Below are 22090 nucleotides of genomic sequence, written 5' to 3' on the forward strand. Positions count from 1 at the left end.
CAGATTTAAAATTTCAATCCAAAATTCTGCGAACCGATTTATAATGCGCTTAAATATAATTGTTTAAAGTCTTCTCTGCTGACTGGCTTTGGATTGTTTGGATGGGCGAAATCTGCAAAAGCCAGATCGGCAAGTGTTTCTATGTGTTCATTTTTAACGCCAATATCACTTAATTTATGCGGAATATTAACTTTAGTGTTTAAATCAAACAGATATTTTACCACTGCGTCTCCTGTTTCATCCTTCAATGTCAGGGTACGGGCAATTTTGCTAAAACGATCTTCAAAACCAGCGATATTGAACTGCATTCCGTAAGGAATATTTACCGCATTTGCCAAACCATGATGCGTATCCAGAAGCGAAGAAAGCGGATGAGCCAGTGAATGTACTACACCCAGGCCCTTTTGAAATGCAATGGCACCCATCATAGATGCCATTAACATTTTGCTACGGCTTTCTAAATCTGGATTATTGGTCGCTTTTTCCAGTGAATCTTTGATCAGCGAAATACCTTCAAGCGCAATTCCATCGCACATTGGATGGAAATTTTTTGCCAGATATGCTTCCATGTTGTGTGTTAAAGCATCCATTCCTGTTGCAGCGGTTATAAATGGGGGTAAATCCATTGTTAATTCCGGATCGGCGAAAACGATTTGTGCCATTAACTTTGGCGAAAATAAAATTTTTTTCTGATGCGTTTCATCATCAGCGATAATGGCGCTTCTTCCAACTTCACTGCCTGTTCCTGAAGTTGTTGGAATGGTAATAAAATGCGGTACATCATTGGTAACATAAATATCGCCACCAATCAAATCATCATATTTAAACAGATCTTCGCGATGATTGATCCGAAGAACAATGGCTCTGGCTACATCTAAAGCTGCACCACCTCCAATACCAATAATACAATCACGATTGGTCGCATCCCAGGCATCGCCGCCTTTATAAACATCGCTTTTTACCGGGTTTTTGTGGATATCACTAAAAACCTCAACTGAAATGTTTTTGGTCTTTAAATCATCAACAATTTTTTTGAAAAATGGTAGTTGAGCAATGGTAGGATCGGTTACAATTAATGGCGCTTTTAAATTTTTTTTTTGTAAATAGGAAGGCAATTCCTTTATAGCACCTGCACCAAAACGAATAGTTGTTGGGAAATTAAACTGATGAATTTTATCGAATATCATGTGATTCTTATTTACCACCTTAGACATCTTGGAAAACCTAAGGCCAGTGTTTTTATTCTATTGTTTTTATAATCTACTAAGGTTAACTTAGGTTTCTAAGGTGGTGGAAAACAAATATTAACTCAATTCTTATTTACCACCTTAGACATTTTGGAACACCTAAGGCCAGTGTTTTTATTCTATTGTTTTATAATCATACTAAGGTTAACTTAGGTTTCTAAGGTGATGGAAAACAAATATTAACTCAATTCTTATTTACCACCTTAGACATCTTAGAACACCTAAGGCCAGTGTTTTTATTCTATTGTTTTATAATCTTGCTAGGGTTAACTTAGGTTTTAAAGGTGGTGGAAAACAATCTTAACTCAATTCTTATTTACCACCTTAGACATCTTAGAACACCTAAGGCCTGTGTTTTTATTCTATTGTTTTATAATCATACTAAGATTAACTTAGGTTTCTAAGGTGGTGGAAAACACTATATTATTTCCAAATACCTTTTCAGTTCCCAATCGGTTACCACTTTTGCAAATTGTTTACATTCCCATGCTCTAGTCATGGCGAAATGTGCTACAAAATCAGCTCCGAGCAATTCTTTAGCCAAATCAGAGTTTTTCATCTTTTCTGTTGCCTCGAATAAATTACGGGATAAAACACCGTTGGATAAATCGGTGTAACCATTGCCTTTGGTAGCCGGTTGTTCCAATTTGAGTTTATTTTTCACACCGTACATCCCTGCGGCTAAACAAGCCGAAAGTGCCAGATAAGGATTAGTATCAGAACCAACAATCCGGGTTTCCAACCGGGTGGCCTTTTTACTTCCGGGCAAAGCTCTTAAAGCTGTTGTCCGGTTATCAATGCCCCAGGTTAGGGTTGTTGGTGCCCATGCACCTTCAACCAAACGTTTATAACTATTAATGGTTGGAGCAATCATAGGCAAAATATGAGGCAAACAGTGTAACTGCCCCGCAATGTAACTTTTCATCGTTTCGCTCATTTTATTGCTGTCATGCTCATCGTAAAATAAGTTTTTAGTTTTGCCGGCATCCCATAAACTTTGATGCACATGACCACTGCAACCAGGTAAATTTTCGTTGAACTTGGCCATAAAGGTGGCCAAAATGCCATGCTTGTAGGCAATTTCTTTAACCGATGTTTTAAATAAAATAGCCTGATCGGCAGCTTGCAAAATTGGTGCATACATGATTGCAGCCTCGTAAACGCCTGGTCCGGTTTCGGTATGTAAACCTTCAATTGGAACATTAAATTTATTTAGCAAATCAAATAAATCTGTCATGAATTCATTTTTTAAGGTGCTCCTTAAAATAGAATAGCCAAACATCCCCGGCGTTAAAGGTTTTAAACCATTAAATCCTTTCTCTTGGGCTGATTCTGGTGTTTCAGCGAAGTTAAACCATTCAAATTCCTGTGAGAAAAATGGCGAGAAACCTTGATCTTCACATGCTGTAGTTAGTTTTTTAAGCAACTGCCTTGGGCAAACATAATTAGGTTTTTCCCGGTCATCAATAAAATCTCCAAGGAAAAAAGGCACATCATTTTCCCAGGGAATTTTTCTGAATGTAGAAATATCGATTTTTACCTGCGCATCCGGATAACCCGTATGCCAGCCTGTATATGTTCCATTTTCGTAAGCGGTATCGGCTACATCCCAACCAAAGGTAACATCGCAGAAACCTAATCTTCCTTCTAAAAGGGTTGAGAATTTTTCTGCTGCAACATATTTCCCTCTTAATACACCATCAATATCAGCAACAGCAAGTTTAACTTTCTGTGAGGGATGGTTTTTAACGTAATCCAGAATTTCTTTTGTAGTGTTCATTAATCTGCCTTTTTAAAAATTTTGTATAAAAGAAATATGCCTAAAACAATGGCCGAATAAATCAATCCTAATTTAAGATTATAAATCAGCATTGCGATGAATGAACCGAAAGCAATTACCAATGCAAGAATTGGGAACAAGGGGTAAACCGGGACTTTAAAAGGCCGGTCCATTCCCGGCTCGTGCTTGCGCAATATCATCACTGAAACCATGGAGATGATATATAAAGTAAGTGCTCCAAAAACTGAAATCACAATAATATCGCCCGTTTTTCCGGTCAACAAAGCAATAATACCAATGACCATGTTACCTACTAAAGCATTGGCAGGAGTTTGAAATTTAGGCGATATTTTGCCTAAAACCGCCGGAATACTTTTTACTCTGCCCATTTCGTAGGTAGAGCGGCCAGCAGCTAAAACCAGACCATGAAAAGAAGCAACCAAGCCAAACAAACCAACCGTGATGAGTAAATGATACATTAAATGGTTGTCGCCGGTAATCATAGAAAGTGCTAAAGGCAAAGGTGAATCAGATGTTTCGCCAGATTTGCCGTTTTTATAAACAATGGCCTCCCAACCACCAATGCCAATGGCTGAAATGAACACCAATACGCAAAGCACAACCAGTGTAAAAATTGCCCACCCAAATCCCTTGCTAATATCTTTCTGTGGGTTTTTAGTTTCTTCGGCAACATTGGCCACACCCTCAATTCCTAAAAAGAACCAAATAGCAAAGGGAATTGCGGCAAAAACACCATTCCATCCATTAGGGAAATTGTTGTGAACCAGGTTTTCTGCCTGGAATTTAGGTAGTGTAATTCCTGAAAATAGGAGTAATTCACCAACCGCTAAAACAGTTATAATGACTTCAAAAGATGCCGCAGCTTTTACACCATAAATATTCAAAGCCGTAAAAACAAAATAAACAGCAATGGCACTGGTTAAAATTGGAACTTCCGGGAAAAAGGCATTGAAATAAGCACCTATGGCAAAAGCAATTGCTGGCGGAGCAAAAATAAACTCAACCATTTGTGCAATTCCAGCAATAAAACCCCAGTTTTTCCCCAGCGCTTTATTTGCATAATCGAAAACCCCGCCAGCTTTGGGAATAGCGCAAGCCAATTCTGCGTAGCTGAAACTAAAGGTTACATACATGGCCATAATGGTAATTGTGGCAATTGCCATTCCTAAAGTTCCGCCTTTTTCCAGGCCGAGGTTCCAACCGAAATACATACCGGAGATTACATAGCCAACTCCTAAACCCCATAACATGAATGGGGTAAGGGTCTTTTTCAAGCCTTCTGTTTGTGCCATCTTAAAGATTTATCGCAAAAATTAAATAGAATAATTCATCTGCCCGGAATGATCATCACTATTCGGTTTGGTTGTTTAATGTAGCAATTTTTATTCTTTTTAAATCAAGTGTAACTCAATCTAATTGGTTCAAAGAATAAAAATGTTTAAAGGAATATCCGTCTGGCAGTTTAAAAGTACTATATGTATTAAGAGATTTTGAGCTTTATTCCAATTTATTATCTTGCAGTATAATTTCATTTTATGTTAGAAAATACGCTCAGGCCATCTGATCATTTCAGGAAAACGGCCATCAAATCGGTATGGGCAATAGCCTTATTTGTTTTTACCTACATTTTTTTGATTATTTTATCCATTTCACTAACTATTGTTTGCGCCTATTTGGGCATAAAATTGATTGGAGTCTACGCCTCAACTATTACCCTGATCCTAGGCGTTGGATTGATTGGCTTTGGATTTTTGATTCTGTTTTTTCTCATCAAGTTTATGTTCAAAAGCAATAAAATTGATCGCTCGCATTTGGTGGAAGTGACAAGAGCGCAAGAACCTGGTTTGTTTAAAATGATTGATGAGATTGTAGAAACAGTGCAAACTGATTTTCCGAAAAAGGTTTATTTTTCTGTGGAGGTAAATGCAGCTGTATTTTATGATTCAAATTTTTGGAGCATGTTTTTTCCAATTCGCAAGAACCTTCAAATAGGAGTTGGCTTAATCAACACCACTACAACCGACGAGCTTCGGGCAATATTGGCTCATGAATTTGGACATTTTTCTCAAAAGAGCATGAAGGTTGGCAGTTACGTTTATAATGTAAACCGAATCATTCATGATATTTTGTATGATAATGAGGGTTACGATAAAGTAACGAGAAATATTGCCGGTTCCAGTTCTTATTTTGGGATTTTTGTGCTTGCATCTGACAAAATAATCGGTTTAATGCAGCATGTTTTAGTGGGCGTTTATAATATCCTGAACGCAAATTACTCAAAGCTTTCGCATGAAATGGAATTCCATGCCGATGCTGTAGCCGCTCAAACTGTGGGCTCGAAACCTTTGATAGATTCACTTTTACGCATGCAGCTCGCCAATCAGGCTTTGGATACCGTACTGAGTTATTATGATCGAAAAATTGAAGCTTGTATTAAAACCACTAACGTATTTCCTCAACAATTGCTGGCCATGAATTTTTTGGCAAAATTAAATAAGCTGCCTTATCAGGATGAGTTTCCTCAGGTGGATCTCAGGTATTACAACAGGTTTAATAAATCAAAACTGAGCTTTAGTCATGAGTATTCCTCTCATCCGGAAACTGAAACCCGCATAGCTAAATTAGAAGAATTAAATATTCCTTTAAGAAATCATCAGGTTGGTGTCGCGATGGATTTATTGACTCGAAAAGACGAAATAGCCGCTCAACTCACACATACCATGTTCTCAAGGGTAAATTATGCCCAAAATCCGGTTGATCAGGATGAGGCTGACTTTGAAGTCGATTTTATAAGTCAGGTAAAACAAAATTCCTATCCAGAGTTATTCAATGATTATTTCGATTATAGAAATCCATTTTTTAACTATACTGAACTTGATTTTGAGAAACCGGTTTCTAATCCTGAAATGGAAACAGATCAATTGTTTAGCGATGATCATTTGAGTTTGATTTATGAGTTAAATGCCCTTGAAGCTGATTGGACAACCATAGATAGGATAGACTCAGGTCTGATTAATTCTAAGACATTTAATTATAACGGACAAAAATATTCGAAAGGCGATTGCAGGGCAATGATTGAATATTTAAACACAGAGATACAAACAAAAAAGCAGCAGCTTGATGATCTTGATATTAAAATTTTCGAATATTTTCATTTTCTGGCCAAAGAGCAAAATGCAGATCATGAATTTGAAAAGATCGCCTTGTGGTATAAACAGATAGCTGATAAATTTGCGGCTCAACAAATTATTTATGCTGATTTAGTGAACTCAACCTCGTTCATGCACACCACCACACCTTTTGAAATGATCAAAAAGAAAATGATAACCGTTAAAAAAGAAGAGAAAAAATTTAAAGAGTGTATTGTTTCTATTCTTAATGATAAAGATTTTGAGGAAGTTATTTCAGCAGAGGTAAAGGCACGTTTCGAAGAATATTTAAAATTTGAATATAAATATTTCGGCGCTGATTTATATTTTGATGAGGAACTGAAAGTGCTGTTTACCGCCATGGCAGATTTTGCCGATCTTATTTCTGAAACACATTTCGGAGCCAAGAAAAAACTGCTGGAATTTGAAGCTGGGTTAGTGATTCCGGTTTTGAATTAAATATGAAAGAAGGTGTTCAAAAAGCCTCGTTTAGTCGTCATCTCCAAATGATCAGGAATCTTAAAGCAGTATTATTGCTGCTATTAAGGGGATTTACATTTTCATGGGACTAACGAGTAGACTTTTTGAACACCTCTTTTAAAAAAAGGATCAATGCAAATCCTGGTTTTATTGAAAACCTGGCTGTCTCTTGTATTCTTTTGCAGTGTTATAGTACCAAAAAGCGAGAGTAGAAAGGCAAAGGCATAAAAACCTTTTTCACTGGGCAAAAGGTTATATGAAAAGTATTGCGGGTTTTGTTTTCCTAAAAAAGTCAAACAAAATTCTATCTTTCGCATTATAGCAGTATAATCTTATATTAGTTACATGCAAACACTGCTTACTTCTGCACAAATGCGCAAGGCTGATGAGTTTGCCATTGCCAATTTACCTATTGCCTCTATTGATTTGATGGAAAAAGCTGCACGCGCTTTTGTTCAAAGTTTTCTGAGAGACGAATTTGACACCAATAAAAGCATTGCTGTTTTTTGTGGTAAAGGAAATAATGGCGGAGATGGCCTGGCTATTGCCCATTTGCTTTTGAACAATGGATGTGAAAATATCAAGGTTTATATCATCAATTTTAGCGATAAGCAAAGTGACGATTTCTCGATTAACCTGCAACGTTTGGACGAATCTCGCTGTAAAAAGATCGTAATTAACAATGCTGCAGAGTTAAAAAATGTGAAAGCAGATATCATTATTGATGCCATTTTGGGATCAGGCTTAAATAAACCTTTAGAAGGCGATTATGCTGATTTAGTTAAGTACATCAATAAATTAAATAAGAAAATTTATGCGGTTGATGTGCCAACTGGTTTTCCTGCTGAAGGAGAAATACCAGCCAATTACAATGGTATCAAAGCATATAAAACCGTTAGCTTTCAACGTCCGAAAATAAATTTTTTCTTTCCTGAATCGGCACTGGCTACCGAAACTTATGAGGTAACTGACATTGGACTTGATGAAGAGTTTATTCAAAAACAAGATGCCGATTTTTATTTGACAGAAGAAAGTGATATTCAACAGCTTCTGAAACCCAGAAAATTATTTAGCCATAAAGGAACTTATGGTCATGCACTGATTATTGCAGGCAATACCGATACAATGGGCGCAGCCTTACTTTCTTCAATGGCATGTTTACAGGCTGGTGCCGGGTTAACCACTGCTTGTATTCCACAAAGTGGTTTGATTGCTTTAAACACAAGCTTGCCCGAAGTAATGGCTTTACCAAGAGATGAATATACCAGAATAGAAAACCCCGCTAAATTTCAGGCAATTGCAGTTGGACCTGGATTAGGAATTTCTTCCGAAAACGAAAAGTTGTTAGAAAGTTTAATTTCAACAGATCAGCCATTGATTATTGATGCCGATGCGTTAAATATTTTAGCAGAAAGGATTGACTTAATTGATAAACTTTCTGAAAACACCATTCTTACCCCGCACATGAAAGAGTTCGATCGTTTATTTGGAGAGCACAATGATTGGTGGGATAGGGTTCAAACTGCTAAAGAGCAATCTAAAAGACTAAAAATCGTCATCATTTTGAAAAACCAATTTACCTTCATTTGCCTGCCAACCGGGAAATGTTATATCAATCCTACAGGAAATCCGGCAATGGCACAAGGTGGTATGGGTGATATACTGACGGGAATAATTGCGGCATTCGTTGCTCAAAGATATTCAGCTGTGCATGCTGCAATATTAGCTTGTTTTTTTCATGGAAAAGCAGGCGATTATTTAGCCCGGGGAAGTTTTGTGGTAACAGCATCGGAAGTTGCAAAACAAGTTTCGAAAGAAATTAATATGTTTAGTTGAAGTTAAACCTTCTGAAAATATCTATTGTTATTTACAATACCCTGGTTTACCAACAACAATAAATAACATTAATTTAATCAATCAGCTAAAAATTACAATGGAAAAAAGAGAGTATACGCTTAATGAACTGATTCAGGAATCGGCAGAGAACCCAAATGAGAATGATTTTTTTGAATTGGAAAAACCAGCCATGCTGGAAGTGAATTTAAAGAATCAAAAAATAATGGCTAAAGCAGGCACTATGGTTGCTTATATTGGTAACATTGATTTTAAAAGAGAAGGTTTATTGAGTAAAGGCTTAGGAGGTTTATTAAAAAAAGCAATTTCTGGCGAAGGAACATCATTAATGCATGCCACAGGAACAGGCAAACTTTATTTGGCTGATGAAGGAAAGAAGGTCAAAATTATCAAACTCCAAAACGAATCTGTTTTTGTTAACGGCAATGATATTTTGGCCCTGGAGGGTAGCATTAAAAATGAAATTAAAATGCTTAAAAGTGTAGCAGGAATGTTAAGCGGCGGTTTATTTCAGGTAAGATTATCTGGCAGTGGATACATTGCCATTACAACACATGGCGAACCTATTTTATTAAGGGTAAGTGCTAATCAGCCTGTATATACCGATCCAAATGCTACTGTGGCCTGGTCAGAAAATTTATCGCCGAACATTAAAACGAATTTAACTTTTGGTTCTTTCATTGGGAGAGGAAGTGGCGAATCTTTTCAGCTGGAGTTTTTCGGCGAGGGATGGGTTTTGGTACAGCCTTACGAAGAAGTTAAGTATGCGGCAAAATCATAAGGAACTAAACTCAATAACATTTACAATCCTTAAGAAATAAAAAAATCCTGATAATTATAATTACCGGGATTTCTAAATTTTTTCGGCTAATTTTTATACCCCACCCATTACAGTGAGTTTTTCCATTGTTGGATTAATACTTCCACCTTTAGGTTCTATTGTTACGGCGAATGCCTGTGCTTCCTGTATCGCCTGCATTTTTTGTAAAGCTTCATTGGTGGTAGAATCACTTTTTCCAAATACACCCAGGCTTACCGGTTTTCCATTTACTAAAGCCCAAAGTTGATACTCATGTTCTGCATCGGTTTTTGGTAAATCCATCGCCACATAATTAATGATTACGCTTTTATCTTTTTTGTTCCAGTAAACATTCATTTTAGCATTAGGACTAAAAGCTTGTCCGGCCATGCGAATGGTCACCCATTCTTTACTATCAGCCATGGCTACCATATTATCCAAACCTTTATTTTCATATTCCAGCTGACTAACCACTCCTGCAAACTTTTGCTTATCGAGATTTAAGCTGGCAATCTGGTCATGTGCATCATTTAATTTGTTATAGGTGATAAAAAGTGCGGCAGTACTTATGATGAGTAAGGCAACGCAGGCCACTAAAGCAAAACGTAAAGTCCTGATTTTACCGTCGCTGCTATCTAATCTAACAATTTTAGGTTCTTCTGAATCTGAATAAATTGGCGTGGTGGAAATTGTTCCCAGTTCATCTTCATCTCTTATCCCCAGTTTTTCAAACAATTTTGTTTCAACATCTGCAGATGGTTCTACCGCATTCTGCATAGCATATTGCTCCATAGCCTGCTCAATGGCAGCTATTTCATCTCTTACTTCGGGGTATTGAGATGCTATTTCCTCAACCTGCAACGCTTCTTCAGGCGATAAATCACCTAAAACGTACAATTCAAGTACTCCAGATTCGATATATGCTTTTAAATTTTCCACGCTCAATTAAAACTCCTTCTCAGTTCAATAATGGCCAGGCGGATTCGGGTCTTTACCGTTCCTAATGGCAGGTCTAACTTTTCTGCGGCTTCCACATGTGTATAGCCCTTGTAATAAACTAAATTGAGAACTGCTTGTAAGTCTGGTTTTAAGTTCTCTACAAGCTGCTTAACCCCAAGTACATCAGGATTAAAAGTTACCTTGTTTTGTTCATCAACGAAACTTACGTTATTTTCTATATCTTGGTTTTTGAGTGAATTTTTAAAATCTTTCGAACGTAATTTATCGATTGATAAGTTACGGGCAATATTCATCATCCAGGTAAACAAACGTCCTTTTGTATGATCGTAATGTGCTGCAGACTGCCATATTTTCACGAAAGTTTCCTGTAATACGTCTTCAGCTAACTCAGTGTGGCTAATGATTCGGGAAATAACGCCATATAATGCAGATGAATACATGCTGTACAATGTTTTTAACACCGCGGGATCTTTCGATTGCAGGGCTAGAACAAGTTCAGGCTCAGTTAAAGTTAATTTTTTTAATGCAGTCACTATTGGTTACTAAGATACAATACAGAACAGCAAAAGCGGAAAAATGTTTTATAAAGCCATTCTTCAGGAGAATCCGATTTATAAAACATTTCTAAAAAGGTAAAAAATAATATCAGGCAATTCCCTCAATTGGGAAAAGATGCTTTTCAGCGTGGTATGATGAACGAACCAGTGGCCCGCTTTCTACATATTTCAAACCTTTGGCAAGGCCAGCTTCTTTATACATTGCAAAAGTGTCTGGATGAATCCAATCAACAACCGGGTGGTGATTACGGGTAGGTTGTAAGTACTGACCTAATGTTAAAATATGAACCCCATTTTCTACCAAATCATCCATAGCTTCAAAAATATCTTCTTCTGTTTCTCCTAAACCAAGCATAATGCCTGTTTTAGTTCTTAATCCAAATTCCGAAATTCTTTTCAAAGCCTCTAAACTTCTGTCATATTTGGCCTGGATACGTACTTGCCTGGTTAAGCGCTTCACGGTTTCCATATTGTGAGAAACCACCTCCGGGCGCTCTTCCAAAACGCGATATAAATTATCCCACTGCCCTTTAAAATCAGGAATTAAAGTTTCAAGGGTTGTGATTGGGCTTTCTTTGCGAATGGCTTGTAAAGTTTCAGCCCAAATGATAGAGCCACCATCTTTTAAATCATCACGATCTACAGAAGTAATTACGCAGTGTTTAACGCCCATTAATTTTACTGAATTGGCAACACGATTTGGTTCATCAACATCAACCGCTAGTGGACGGCCAGTTGCAACGGCACAAAAAGAACAGCTTCTGGTACAAATGTTACCTAAAATCATAAAAGTTGCAGTACCCGCTCCCCAACACTCGCCCATATTTGGGCAATTGCCGCTCTCACAAATGGTATGCAATTTATGCGTATCAACCAAACTGCGGACCTGAGCATATTCTTTTCCAACAGGCAATTTAACACGCAACCAATCTGGTTTACGTTTAACTTCAGTCACAGCAGGTACTACCGGTAAATCAATCATGCTACAAAGTTAAGGATTAGGATTGAAATGTTGTAACGTTGAAATGTTTGAAGGTTGTAATAATATGGTTCATTGGTTCAATAGTTGATTGGGAACATGGAAACTTAAAAATTGCTGACTTTACTCATTTCTAAACAACAATTTAGAAAAATCATTTGTTGTTTGTGGAGTTTAAAGTCAATGTGTTGATGAAATTTGTGGCTTTCGGTTTTGTAAAAAATATCAGAATATCGCTCTATCTCTGTTCTTGTCAAAATCTGCGGAATGGATTTCCTTCAAATATTTAGATAATTTGGTTAATTAATCATTTTGCTTGCTTAAATTTTGTTTTTTCTAATGCAATTTTAATATCTTTTTTATTGGGAGGATTAAAACGGAACCACTTCATTTAAATCTTTACAGATATTGTAATTGTAGCAAAGCAAAATCTAATTTTTGAGCAATTTTTTTCAGTTTTGCCAGAACAAAATTCGTTTCATGTTTAAAATGATTCTAAATTTGCAACTCCTTTAAGATAAGATGACAAAAAAGAAAAAGACAGTTGGTAAAACTGACGCAGATGTAATTCTAATTGGCGCTGGTATTATGAGCGCAACCTTGGGTGTTTTGTTAAAAGAGTTGGAGCCAAACCTGAGCATTGAAATATATGAAAGATTGGACATTGCTGCAGCAGAAAGTTCTGATGCCTGGAATAACGCCGGTACCGGTCATTCTGCTTTTTGCGAATTGAATTATACTCCTGAAAAGAAAGACGGTACCATTGAAACTAAAAAAGCTGTTCAAATTGCAGAGCATTTTGAGGTTTCCAAGCAATTCTGGGCATATCTTATTGAAAAGGGCCTGATTTCTAATCCTGAAAATTTTATTCGTAAAATCCCTCACATGAGTTTTGTTTGGGGTAAAAAAAACGTAGAATATTTAAAAAAGCGCTACGAGGCTTTGCACCAATGTGATTTGTTTAGCGATATGCAATACACGGAAGATGCAGAAAGGGTTAAAGAGTGGGCGCCATTAATTATGGATGGCCGCAAAAAGAATGAAAAAATTGCGGCAACAAAAGTGGATTTGGGAACTGATGTGAACTTTGGTTCTTTAACCCGCGATATGTTCAATTACCTTAAAGGACAGAAAAATGTAAATCTTTATTTCAATCACGAAATTCGTGATTTGAAGAAAAATAAAGAAGGAAACTGGATTATAAAAGTTAAAGATTTAGATACAAAAGAAAAACGTAAACGTGTAGCCAAATTTGTTTTCATCGGTGCTGGTGGCGGTTCATTACCACTTCTTGAAAAATCTGACATTCCTGAAGGCAAAGGATTTGGCGGCTTTCCGGTAAGTGGCCAATGGCTAAAATGTACCAATGAAGAAATCATCAAAAGTCATCATGCAAAAGTTTATGGAAAGGCTGCGGTCGGTGCCCCACCCATGTCAGTTCCGCATTTAGATACCAGAATGATTAATGGCAAACAAGCCTTATTGTTCGGACCTTATGCAGGTTTTTCAACCAAGTTTTTGAAAAATGGCTCTTTTCTGGATTTGCCGAAATCTATCAAATTCAATAATATCCGGCCAATGATCTCGGCAGGGTTGCACAATCTTGATCTTACCAAATATTTGATCGAACAGGTTAGGCAATCTCCTGAAGATAGGTTAGCGGCTTTGAAAGAATACCTGCCAACTGCTCAGTTAAAAGATTGGGAATTGGAATATGCTGGTCAGCGTGTTCAGGTTATTAAAAAAGACGAAAAAAAAGGTGGTATTTTAGAATTTGGAACCGAGGTGGTAAGTGCAGCTGATGGTTCAATAGCTGCTTTACTTGGAGCGTCTCCTGGTGCCTCTACTGCCGTTTCAATTATGCTTGAATTATTAAATCGCTGCTTTAAAGAAGATTTGGCAACGGATGAATGGCAGGCAAAAATTAAAGAAATGATTCCTACGTATGGAAAGGCACTGGCAAATGATGCACAACTTTGCAAAGCAACCAGAAACAGAACTTCTAAGATTTTGAAAATAGAGGAAGCTTAAAGTGCATTGCCAATAAAAAAGGCGAACAAAGTCACTCATTTTCTTGCACAATCTTATCTCTGTTGAGGTAAGTGATAAATCGTTCGTCATTCGCTTGAAAGCCTATCGTGCGTACGCAAGTTTATAGGTTATTCCCGTGAAACGGAGATCTTAACGCGTACACATGGACTAATTAACCTTTCTATCGCATTAGGATGCCCAATTAAATTGGGTATGGCGCAAAGTTTTAAAGATGCATCACACCATAGATGAGAATCGGAATCTCTTACTGTATCTGATATATTTAGAGTTTTGCTTATTAAGCAGCAATCACTTCTGCAACTTCTTCCGCAGAGATGTCACTGTGAGATGCTTCGAGTACACAATCGCCATCTTTAATTAATAAAATTTGTGGCGATTGGTGAGTTACCTGAAAAATATGAGCAACCTCATTTGATATTTCGCGGTAAGCGATCAGGTCCAGAAAATACAATTTCGTGTCTTCTGGAATAACATCCCAGCTGAATTCAAAATTTCTTTTAGCCATCATGCTAATAGAGCAACGTGTACTATGCTTGAAAATAAGGCTATAACCACTGGCAGATTTGATATCATTCAGCTGATCTATTGAAGTTAAGTTAACCCAAGTCATGATTTATAAATATTGATTTATAAAGTAAACAAATGCAGCTGAATAAAGTTCTGCAAATGACCTTAAAATGAAAATCAAAGGAGATTAGTTTCTTCTACGTTTACCTTCGGGGTATGAGCTATAAGCAGGGCAAAGCTTGGAAGAACATGATTCTAAAATGGTAATGGTGCAAAACACCGCCAATAATAAGATGGCAACTTTTTTCATTCTTATAAATTATTAATAGTGGTTTACTTGCTTTTTAAAGGTGTTTTTCACTTGTATTTATTTTTTAATGGAATACATGAGAACGCTTCGCTTAGTTAATGGGCTCGTAAATTCGGTTTATTTTTCAATGTTAATGAAGCGACTATGATTACTTTCAGTTGAATGATTTGAAAATCATAAGGGTTTCATCAGACCATGATAATTTAAGATTCTAAGTTACAAATAGTTTATTAAAAGGCAAGATTAAATATTTGCAGAAAAGTCGGCCATTTTAATTGCTGTGATAGCAGCTTCATCGCCTTTATTACCGTGTTTGCCACCCGCACGATCCTGTGCTTGTTCCAGATCATTGGTAGTTAAAACCCCAAAAATAACAGGTTTGCTGTATTTAATGCCAACATTGGTGATCCCATGAGCAACTGCATCGCAAATGAAATCAAAATGTTTGGTATCACCTTGAATTACGCAACCCAAACAAATTACAGCATCTATATCGCTTCTTTTGCTCAATAAAATCTCGGCACCTCCTGTTAATTCAAAGCTTCCAGGTACAGGTAAGGAGATGATATTTTCTGTGGCAACGCCATTATCCAATAATGTTTTTAAAGCTCCATTGTATAAAGCGCCAGTGATTTCAGCATTCCACTCGGCCACGATAATTCCAAATTTGTAATTGGCTCCGTTTGGTACGGTAGTATGAGAGAAATCAGATAGATTTTTTAATTGTGTTGACATGAGGCAAAGATAATGCTATGGTGTTAATGTTAAAAGAGCTAAATGTTTAAATGTTGTAAGTTTAATTTTGTCATTCAGATTAGTGATAGGTAGTCTTCTTTTATTCACCTGCTATCATCATGAATCGAATTCGTTAATTGATCGCGAAGCTTAAAAATGTTTACTTTAGTAAGTAGTCAGATATAAATTTAATTATTTATGGAATCCAAATTAATATTCCATCTAATATTTAAAGCCGTAATTATGAAAAAAACGCTACAAGCCTTATTTCCCCTAGTTATTTTTTGCCTCATTTCAACCCCAACTTTTTCTCAAAAAAAAGGAGAATATTATAATACAGGTTTCAAAATTATTGATTCTTTAGCAATTGCTGGAAAGCCTAAAGATGCAGTTTTTATAGTTAATGAATTAAATGCACGTGCCCGACTTGAACAAAACACTACTGTACTGATCAAGTCAGTCATGTACCGAATGTTGTTCCAAGGCCATTTGGAAGAGGATGCATTCTCAAAGATCAATGTAGAACTGAAACAAGATATCGCTAAAGCACAGCAGCCAGCTAAAAGTATTCTTTATTCGCTACTGGCTGAAAGCTATTGGAAATATTATGAGCAAAATAGATATAACTTAATGAACAGAACAAATGTTCAATCGAATTTGGGAGATGATATCAAGACGTGGCCGGTTGGCAAATTTATAGATGAGATTATTAAAAACTATCTGGCATCAGTTGCCAATGTTAAAATTTTGCAAAATACTAAGATTGATAGTTTAAGTAAGATGATGATTGGCGACAGTCAAAATAGGTTTTTAAGACCTATGTTGTACGATATTTTAGCACATAGAGCTTTAGATGTTTTTCTCAACACACAGATTGAACTAACTAAAAAAGATGATTCAATTGATTTTGATAATGTAAGATGGTTTGATGATTATCAGTCTTTTTTAACCACTGAGATTCCAGGCACTGATTCTACCTCATTCGCTGCAAAAGCGCTCCGCGTTTTTCAAATCCTCATCAAAACACATCAGGATAATCAAAATATTAGCGCCCTGGCAGATGCAGATTTAAGAAGACTGAATTATATTTATTCAAGAAACACCCGAACAGATAAATTGATGCTTTACAGTGCAGCTATCCAAAAGCTAGCGGATTATTCAAAATCTACTGAAATTTATGCCGATGTGCTCTTTGAACTGGCATCAAAAAAATACGAAGCGCGATATAACCAAGACCCAAAACAGCGACCTGACTTAAAAGAATTGCTCGAACTGGCCAATATCGCTATTAAAGCCTACCCCGAGAGCATTGGGGCTAAAAATTTTGAAAAATTGATTACTGATATTAAAAATAAAACGCTCAGCATTACCATGAATCAATTTCTGGCGCCTGGAAAACCTTCACAATTATTGTTCAAGTATAAAAATACCAAGGCAATTTCGGTAAAGCTTTTTAAGATTGGCCAAAAGTATGACCGATTTTATTTTAACAGTCAACCAGCATATGATAAGTTTTTGTCAGCAAATAAAATATACAGGGAGTGGACGGTTAACCTCCCCGAAAGTGACGATTATCAGGAGCATACTTTGATTGATAAATTAGATGCTTTAGAAAAAGGACGTTATGTGATTATTGCAAATACAGCTGGTAATAATGCTACGTTTAATTACACTATATTTCAGGTAACCAATCTGGCAGTAACCAACCGGATTTCGGGCATAGTCAACCATCAGTATTTTGTTGCCAATAGCTCGAATGGGAATGCCATTCCTAACGCAATTGTAAAAGAGAAAATGCATGAATATGAGAATGGTAAATATGTTTATAAGGACAGAGGAACTTTACGAACTGATAAGGAAGGTTTTGCGGAGAGCACACTAAATGCCTCGGTAAACCGAATAGAGATTATTTATGGTAATGATTCTGTAGCTATGGATATTAATCAACGTGCTTACAAATACATGTCGATGACGCCAAAAGTAGTTTTATTTACCGATAGACCAATTTACAGACCAGGGCAAACTGTTTTTTATAAGGGGATTTATTTCGAATTCGAAGATGAGAAAAACCGCATTTTAAAAGAAGAAAGTGTTGATGTGACATTCAATGATGTAAATAGGAAAGAGATAGAAAAAACTTCAAAAATCACTAACGAATTCGGTACTTTTCAAGGATCATTTACGATTCCAATGGGCAAGTTGAACGGGCGAATGAGCATTAATACAGCTTATGGAAGTGTAGACGTTCAGGTTGAGGAATATAAACGGCTAACTTTTGAAGTCTTATTTAACCAGCTAAATCAGAAATACAAACTAAACGATTCCATTCTTCTGCAAGGAAAGGCAATTAGTTTTGCTGGTTATGCAGTTGCAGGAGCAAAGGTTAAATATGTTATCACAAGGAATATTCTTTCTGCACATAACCAGATTTATGGCTACAATTCCAGTAGGCAAATCGCTAATGGAACAACTGAAACAAAAGCTGGTGGCATTTTTAATATCCGTTTTATGGCTGCTGCGGAAAATAATAATATCAATGGTTATTCCTATCAAATCAATGTAGATATTACCGATTCAAACGGCGAAACAAGAACAAAATCGCAAGTAATTAATGCAGGGAAAAGTGATGTTCTGCTGAATGTGTCTATGCCAACTGATATTTTTCCGGCCCATTTAAAAGATAGTATTGCATTTGAGATTACGAATTTAAACAGGTCTCCGATAAAGGGTAAAGTAAGTGCTGAATGGTACAAGCTAGAATATCCAGGTAGGATAGTCTATCCGGCTGCTTTAGGTAAACCTGAAAAATATAATTTAACCAGAGACGAATTTGTTAAACAATTCCCTTTTGAGGATTATCAAAATGATGGGAATCCTGAACATTGGATAGCTAATAAATTGAGCCTCTCTCAGGTAAGCAACGTGGAGCAAGGCCTGGGAAATTTAGAAATAAACAGCAAGGAGTTGACTTCAGGCTATTACAAAGTAATATTTAAAGCCATAAATGATGACCTGGATTCTGTTGTTGTCGAAAGAATTATTCGCGTTTACCAAAACTCGAATGAGAAAATTTTATTAGCTAAGGAGTGGTTACTTCCTGAAAAGACCATTATTACGCATAATGAATCAGCAGTATTTAGGTTTGCCAGCGTTTTACCAAATGCCAGGGGATATTATGAAGTTTATTACAAGGATAGAATTGTAAATAAGGTTTGGTTACAACTTACAAATAAACAAACATCAGTTAATATTAAGCCTGAGCCAGAATTTGTAGATGGGTTTGCTGTTCAGTTTACATTAGTGCAGAATGGTAAAATTTATCAATCGATGAATGTGATTAACATTGTTGATGAAAATAAGGACCTAGAGATTAAGTTTTTGAGTTTCAGGGAAAAGCTGCAACCGGGAGAGAAAGATGTTTGGAAGGTTAAAATCGCAAATAAAAAAGGCGAGAAACAAATGGCTGAAATGGTTGTGTCGCTTTACGATGCATCATTAGATGATTTAAAAACAATGAGCTGGAATAAAATTACTTCGCCAAAGTATAACTATAATGTTTATGATTGGGGATACAATCTCAATATTATACAAACTGGAAACGAGATTTGGCCATTAAAAATATATCAGGCATACTACGATATCATTAAGAGGAAGTATGAATCGATTAATTATTATGGATTTAATTTCAATCCTTATAATCTTAAATACAACTATTCGCAATATTTAGCTCAAATAGAAACTAATAAACGAAAACAGGTAAGTGAGGCTGCAACAAAAAAGCTTGCATTACTAAAAGAAACAGGCCTGGTATACGGCATTGTGACCGATCAAGATGGTTATGGGATTCCAGGTGTTTCCGTAAGAACTGATAAAAAAACCGTTGCAACTGATGGTTTTGGAATTTACAGCATTGATGCTAAAGCTGGCGATGAAATTAAAGTTAGTTTTATAGGTTATGATTATGCAACGGCAACAGTTGGTACTGCTAAAAGAATAAACTTTAAATTGAAAGAAAATGGGAAGGGGCTTCATGAAGTTGCAGTGGTGGGTTATGGAACGCAAATGAAACATGACGTTACGGGCAGCGTTTCAACTTTGAGAGAAGAAGTTATTGCTTCGCCAGTTGGAGAAGGACCTGTAAGGAGCATAAGAATTAGAGGTTCAAATAGCATTGCCTATAACCAAAATGGCGATCCCACACCGGATATTGAAAAAGCCATTGCTGTTGAAGATAACAAAGTCTATGATTTTATGAGTGTAGAAATGTACGATCCGCAGACTGATACTTACATCATCAATGGTAAACCAGTAAAAAAGGCGAAGGTTGTTCCTAGAACAAATTTTACCGAGACTGCTTTCTTCTATCCGCAATTGAAAACAGATGAAGCGGGAGAAATTAATATCGAGTTTACAATCCCACAATCGTTAACCCGATATAAAATGATGGGTTTTGCTCACACAAAAGATTTTAAAACGAGTACGATAACCAAAGAGCTGATTACGCAGAAACAACTTTCTATCTCTGCAAACGCACCACGCTTTTTTCGTGAAGGCGATACCATTTTGTTTAGTGCAAAGCTTAATAACTTATCTGGTAAAGCGATTGATGGTATAGCCATTTTAGAGTTGAAAGATGCTATTTCAGGAAAAGTGATTCCGATTTTGGATAAAAATGAATCTCTTCAACAAAATTTCCAACTTGTTAATAATGGGAATCAATCCTTAAAATGGACATTAATTATACCATCAGGAATTGGGGCAATAACATATAAACTCATCGCACAATCTGAAAATTATTCAGATGGGGAGGAAATGACTATTCCAGTTTTACCCAATTCGATGTTGGTAACCGAAAGTATGCCTATGAATGTGCGTGGAGGAATGAGCAAAACATTTACCATGGATAGATTATTGGATTCTGGAAATTCAAAAACACTAAGAAATCAATCGGTAACATTTGAATTTACCTCAAACCCTGTTTGGTATGCCGTACAAGCTTTACCTTATCTAATGGAGTATCCTTTTGAATGTGTGGAACAAACTTTTAGCAGGTTTTATGCCAATAGCTTTGCAGTGGGTATCATCAATTCATCGCCAAAAATCAAAACTGTTTTCGAATCATGGCAGCAAACTAATAATGGCGAAACTTTAGGTGCTAATTTAGATAAAAACCCATCGCTCAAATCAATTTTATTGGAAGAAACGCCATGGGTTAGAAATGCAGGAAACGAAACCGAGCGTAAAAAACGACTGGCCATTCTGTTCGATTTGAACAGAATGACATACGAACTCCAGGCTAATTTCGATAAACTCGAAAATATGCAATTTAACAATGGGTCTTTTCCATGGTTTTCAGGGATGAAAGAAGATCGGTACATCACGCAACACATCGCCTTAGGTATAGGGCAATTGAAGCATCTTAAGCTTGTTGACGAAAAAAGTTTTCCGAAGTTGAATCAAATGTTAGCCAAATCCATCAATTATCTCGATGGAAAATTAACAGAAGATTATCATCGATACACCAAAGAAAGAACTTTATCTACCTATCTTCCAATTCATTATTTGCTGGCGAGAAGTTATACCAGTCAAAAGAATTCAAATCCAGAGTTTTTAAAAGCGTATCAATTTTTCCTAAAGAAAATAATCAGCGATTGGAAATATATGGAGCCTTATCAGCTGGCACAATCCGCATTGATACTTGAACGTAATTCCAATCATGCAGAGGCGATGAAAATCATCAATCTTTTAAAACAGACTGCCCGACAAAATGATGAAACAGGAATGTATTGGATGAAAAATCAGAGTGGTTGGTGGTGGTATCAGAGTCCTGTTGAAACCCAAGCATTATTGATTGAGGCATTTGATGAAGTGGCAAAGGATGCTAAATCGGTTGAAGAAATGAAAATTTGGCTTTTAAAGAATAAACAAACCAACGACTGGAAAACCACTAAAGCAACCGCTGCAGCATCTTACGCTCTACTAATGCGGGGCTATAACCTGCTAAGTGAATCGGCCGAACCAGAAGTTTTAATTGATGGAAAATCGTTTTCAGAACTGGGAATAATTAAGCCAGTAAAAGAAGAAGGTACGGGTTATGAAAAAATAACCATTCCTGGTCAGAAGGTGAAGCCAGAGATGGCAAAAGTGCAAATTAAAAACAATAATAAAGGTATTGCCTGGGGCACCTGTTATTGGCAATATTTTGAGCAGTTGGATAAAATCACATCTGCGGCAACGGGTGTTAAAATCAATAAGCAGCTATTTTTACAAAAGCAAACTGAGAAAGGTAATTTATTAACTCCATTAACCAGTTCTAATATACTATTACCCGGAGATTTGTTAAAAGTAAGGATCGAGATTTTCTGTGATCGGGATATGGAATACATTCATTTGAAAGATATGCGTTCATCAGGATTTGAGCCCGTCAATGTGATTTCTCAATATAAATATCAGGATGGATTGGGTTATTATGAAAGTACTAAAGAGGCCTCGACAAACTTTTTTATTAACCATTTATATAAAGGAACTTATGTGTTTGAATATCCATTGAGAGTAACACATGCGGGGAATTTTTCGAATGGAGTTACAACTTTACAAAGTATGTACGCACCAGAATTTACAACGCATTCAGGAGGAATACGTGTTAACGTAAAACCCTGA

At 36.5% G+C, this 22090-nt stretch carries 14 protein-coding genes; 5 read left to right on the forward strand and 9 right to left on the reverse strand.

What is annotated here, in order from left to right:
• Nucleotides 1-38: 38 nt before the first annotated feature.
• The 3 genes from DU508_RS09500 to eat form a co-directional block, all read right to left on the reverse strand.
• A complete protein-coding gene (locus tag DU508_RS09500) occupies nt 39-1187 on the reverse strand; it encodes an iron-containing alcohol dehydrogenase (RefSeq protein WP_115402750.1) in 1149 nt (382 codons plus the stop codon).
• A 478-nt stretch (nt 1188-1665) separates the two neighbouring features.
• On the reverse strand, nt 1666-3027 hold the full coding sequence (locus DU508_RS09505) for a glutamine synthetase family protein (protein WP_115402553.1): 1362 nt from the start codon (nt 3025-3027) through the stop codon (nt 1666-1668).
• Nucleotides 3027-4340, reverse strand: coding sequence for an ethanolamine permease (gene eat / locus DU508_RS09510; protein WP_115402554.1), 1314 nt, complete (start codon nt 4338-4340; stop codon nt 3027-3029). Before eat ends, DU508_RS09505 begins: the two co-directional genes overlap by 1 nt.
• Nucleotides 4341-4583: 243 nt before the next feature.
• Here eat and DU508_RS09520 point away from each other — a divergent pair, with 243 nt between their 5' ends.
• Nucleotides 4584-6656, forward strand: a complete 2073-nt coding sequence (locus DU508_RS09520; protein WP_147273605.1) for a M48 family metallopeptidase — start codon at nt 4584-4586, stop codon at nt 6654-6656.
• Between the two features lie 101 nt (nt 6657-6757).
• Here DU508_RS09520 and DU508_RS09525 read toward each other — a convergent pair whose 3' ends face one another.
• Entirely contained in the window at nt 6758-6994 is a 237-nt protein-coding gene (locus tag DU508_RS09525; protein ID WP_233509464.1) for a YiaA/YiaB family inner membrane protein, read from the reverse strand.
• A 28-nt stretch (nt 6995-7022) separates the two neighbouring features.
• Between DU508_RS09525 and DU508_RS09530 the strand changes: the two genes are divergently transcribed.
• Complete coding sequence (locus tag DU508_RS09530) at nt 7023-8513, forward strand: NAD(P)H-hydrate dehydratase (RefSeq protein ID WP_233509469.1); 1491 nt, start codon at nt 7023-7025, stop codon at nt 8511-8513.
• 97 nt (nt 8514-8610) lie between these two features.
• The gene (locus DU508_RS09535) at nt 8611-9312 is read left to right on the forward strand and encodes an AIM24 family protein (RefSeq protein WP_115402557.1); all 702 of its coding nucleotides are present in this window, start codon (nt 8611-8613) and stop codon (nt 9310-9312) included.
• A 93-nt stretch (nt 9313-9405) separates the two neighbouring features.
• On the opposite strand, the gene DU508_RS09540 is transcribed toward DU508_RS09535, so the two are convergent.
• The 3 genes from DU508_RS09540 to lipA all read right to left on the reverse strand — a co-directional run bounded on the left by DU508_RS09540 (nt 9406) and on the right by lipA (nt 11829).
• The gene (locus DU508_RS09540) at nt 9406-10269 is read right to left on the reverse strand and encodes an anti-sigma factor (RefSeq protein ID WP_115402558.1); all 864 of its coding nucleotides are present in this window, start codon (nt 10267-10269) and stop codon (nt 9406-9408) included.
• 2 nt (nt 10270-10271) lie between these two features.
• Complete coding sequence (locus DU508_RS09545; RefSeq protein ID WP_115402559.1) at nt 10272-10823, reverse strand: RNA polymerase sigma factor; 552 nt, start codon at nt 10821-10823, stop codon at nt 10272-10274.
• Between the two features lie 112 nt (nt 10824-10935).
• A complete protein-coding gene (gene lipA / locus DU508_RS09550) occupies nt 10936-11829 on the reverse strand; it encodes a lipoyl synthase (protein ID WP_115402560.1) in 894 nt (297 codons plus the stop codon).
• A gap of 519 nt (nt 11830-12348) precedes the next feature.
• On the opposite strand from lipA, the gene DU508_RS09555 reads away from it, so the two are divergent.
• On the forward strand, nt 12349-13857 hold the full coding sequence (locus DU508_RS09555) for a malate:quinone oxidoreductase (protein WP_115402561.1): 1509 nt from the start codon (nt 12349-12351) through the stop codon (nt 13855-13857).
• Nucleotides 13858-14155: 298 nt separating this feature from the next.
• On the opposite strand, the gene ytxJ is transcribed toward DU508_RS09555, so the two are convergent.
• Entirely contained in the window at nt 14156-14488 is a 333-nt protein-coding gene (gene ytxJ / locus DU508_RS09560) for a bacillithiol system redox-active protein YtxJ (RefSeq protein ID WP_115402562.1), read from the reverse strand.
• 450 nt (nt 14489-14938) lie between these two features.
• The gene (gene ribH, locus DU508_RS09565) at nt 14939-15430 is read right to left on the reverse strand and encodes a 6,7-dimethyl-8-ribityllumazine synthase (protein WP_115402563.1); all 492 of its coding nucleotides are present in this window, start codon (nt 15428-15430) and stop codon (nt 14939-14941) included.
• 243 nt (nt 15431-15673) lie between these two features.
• Between ribH and DU508_RS09570 the strand changes: the two genes are divergently transcribed.
• On the forward strand, nt 15674-22090 hold the full coding sequence (locus tag DU508_RS09570) for an alpha-2-macroglobulin family protein (protein WP_158542148.1): 6417 nt from the start codon (nt 15674-15676) through the stop codon (nt 22088-22090).

The organism is Pedobacter chinensis, assembly GCF_003339865.1.
Taxonomy (GTDB): domain Bacteria; phylum Bacteroidota; class Bacteroidia; order Sphingobacteriales; family Sphingobacteriaceae; genus Pedobacter; species Pedobacter chinensis.

Excerpts from the sequence above, each read along its gene's own strand:
- DU508_RS09535 (WP_115402557.1), top strand. The coding sequence starts at position 8,611 with ATGGAAAAAAGAGAGTATACGCTTAATGAACTGATTCAGGAATCGGCA.
- lipA (WP_115402560.1), bottom strand. The coding sequence starts at position 11,829 with ATGATTGATTTACCGGTAGTACCTGCTGTGACTGAAGTTAAACGTAAA.
- DU508_RS09530 (WP_233509469.1), top strand. The coding sequence starts at position 7,023 with ATGCAAACACTGCTTACTTCTGCACAAATGCGCAAGGCTGATGAGTTT.
- DU508_RS09525 (WP_233509464.1), bottom strand. The coding sequence starts at position 6,994 with ATGCGAAAGATAGAATTTTGTTTGACTTTTTTAGGAAAACAAAACCCG.
- DU508_RS09570 (WP_158542148.1), top strand. The coding sequence starts at position 15,674 with ATGAAAAAAACGCTACAAGCCTTATTTCCCCTAGTTATTTTTTGCCTC.
- eat (WP_115402554.1), bottom strand. The coding sequence starts at position 4,340 with ATGGCACAAACAGAAGGCTTGAAAAAGACCCTTACCCCATTCATGTTA.
- ribH (WP_115402563.1), bottom strand. The coding sequence starts at position 15,430 with ATGTCAACACAATTAAAAAATCTATCTGATTTCTCTCATACTACCGTA.
- ytxJ (WP_115402562.1), bottom strand. The coding sequence starts at position 14,488 with ATGACTTGGGTTAACTTAACTTCAATAGATCAGCTGAATGATATCAAA.
- DU508_RS09505 (WP_115402553.1), bottom strand. The coding sequence starts at position 3,027 with ATGAACACTACAAAAGAAATTCTGGATTACGTTAAAAACCATCCCTCA.
- DU508_RS09520 (WP_147273605.1), top strand. The coding sequence starts at position 4,584 with ATGTTAGAAAATACGCTCAGGCCATCTGATCATTTCAGGAAAACGGCC.
- DU508_RS09500 (WP_115402750.1), bottom strand. The coding sequence starts at position 1,187 with ATGATATTCGATAAAATTCATCAGTTTAATTTCCCAACAACTATTCGT.
- DU508_RS09555 (WP_115402561.1), top strand. The coding sequence starts at position 12,349 with ATGACAAAAAAGAAAAAGACAGTTGGTAAAACTGACGCAGATGTAATT.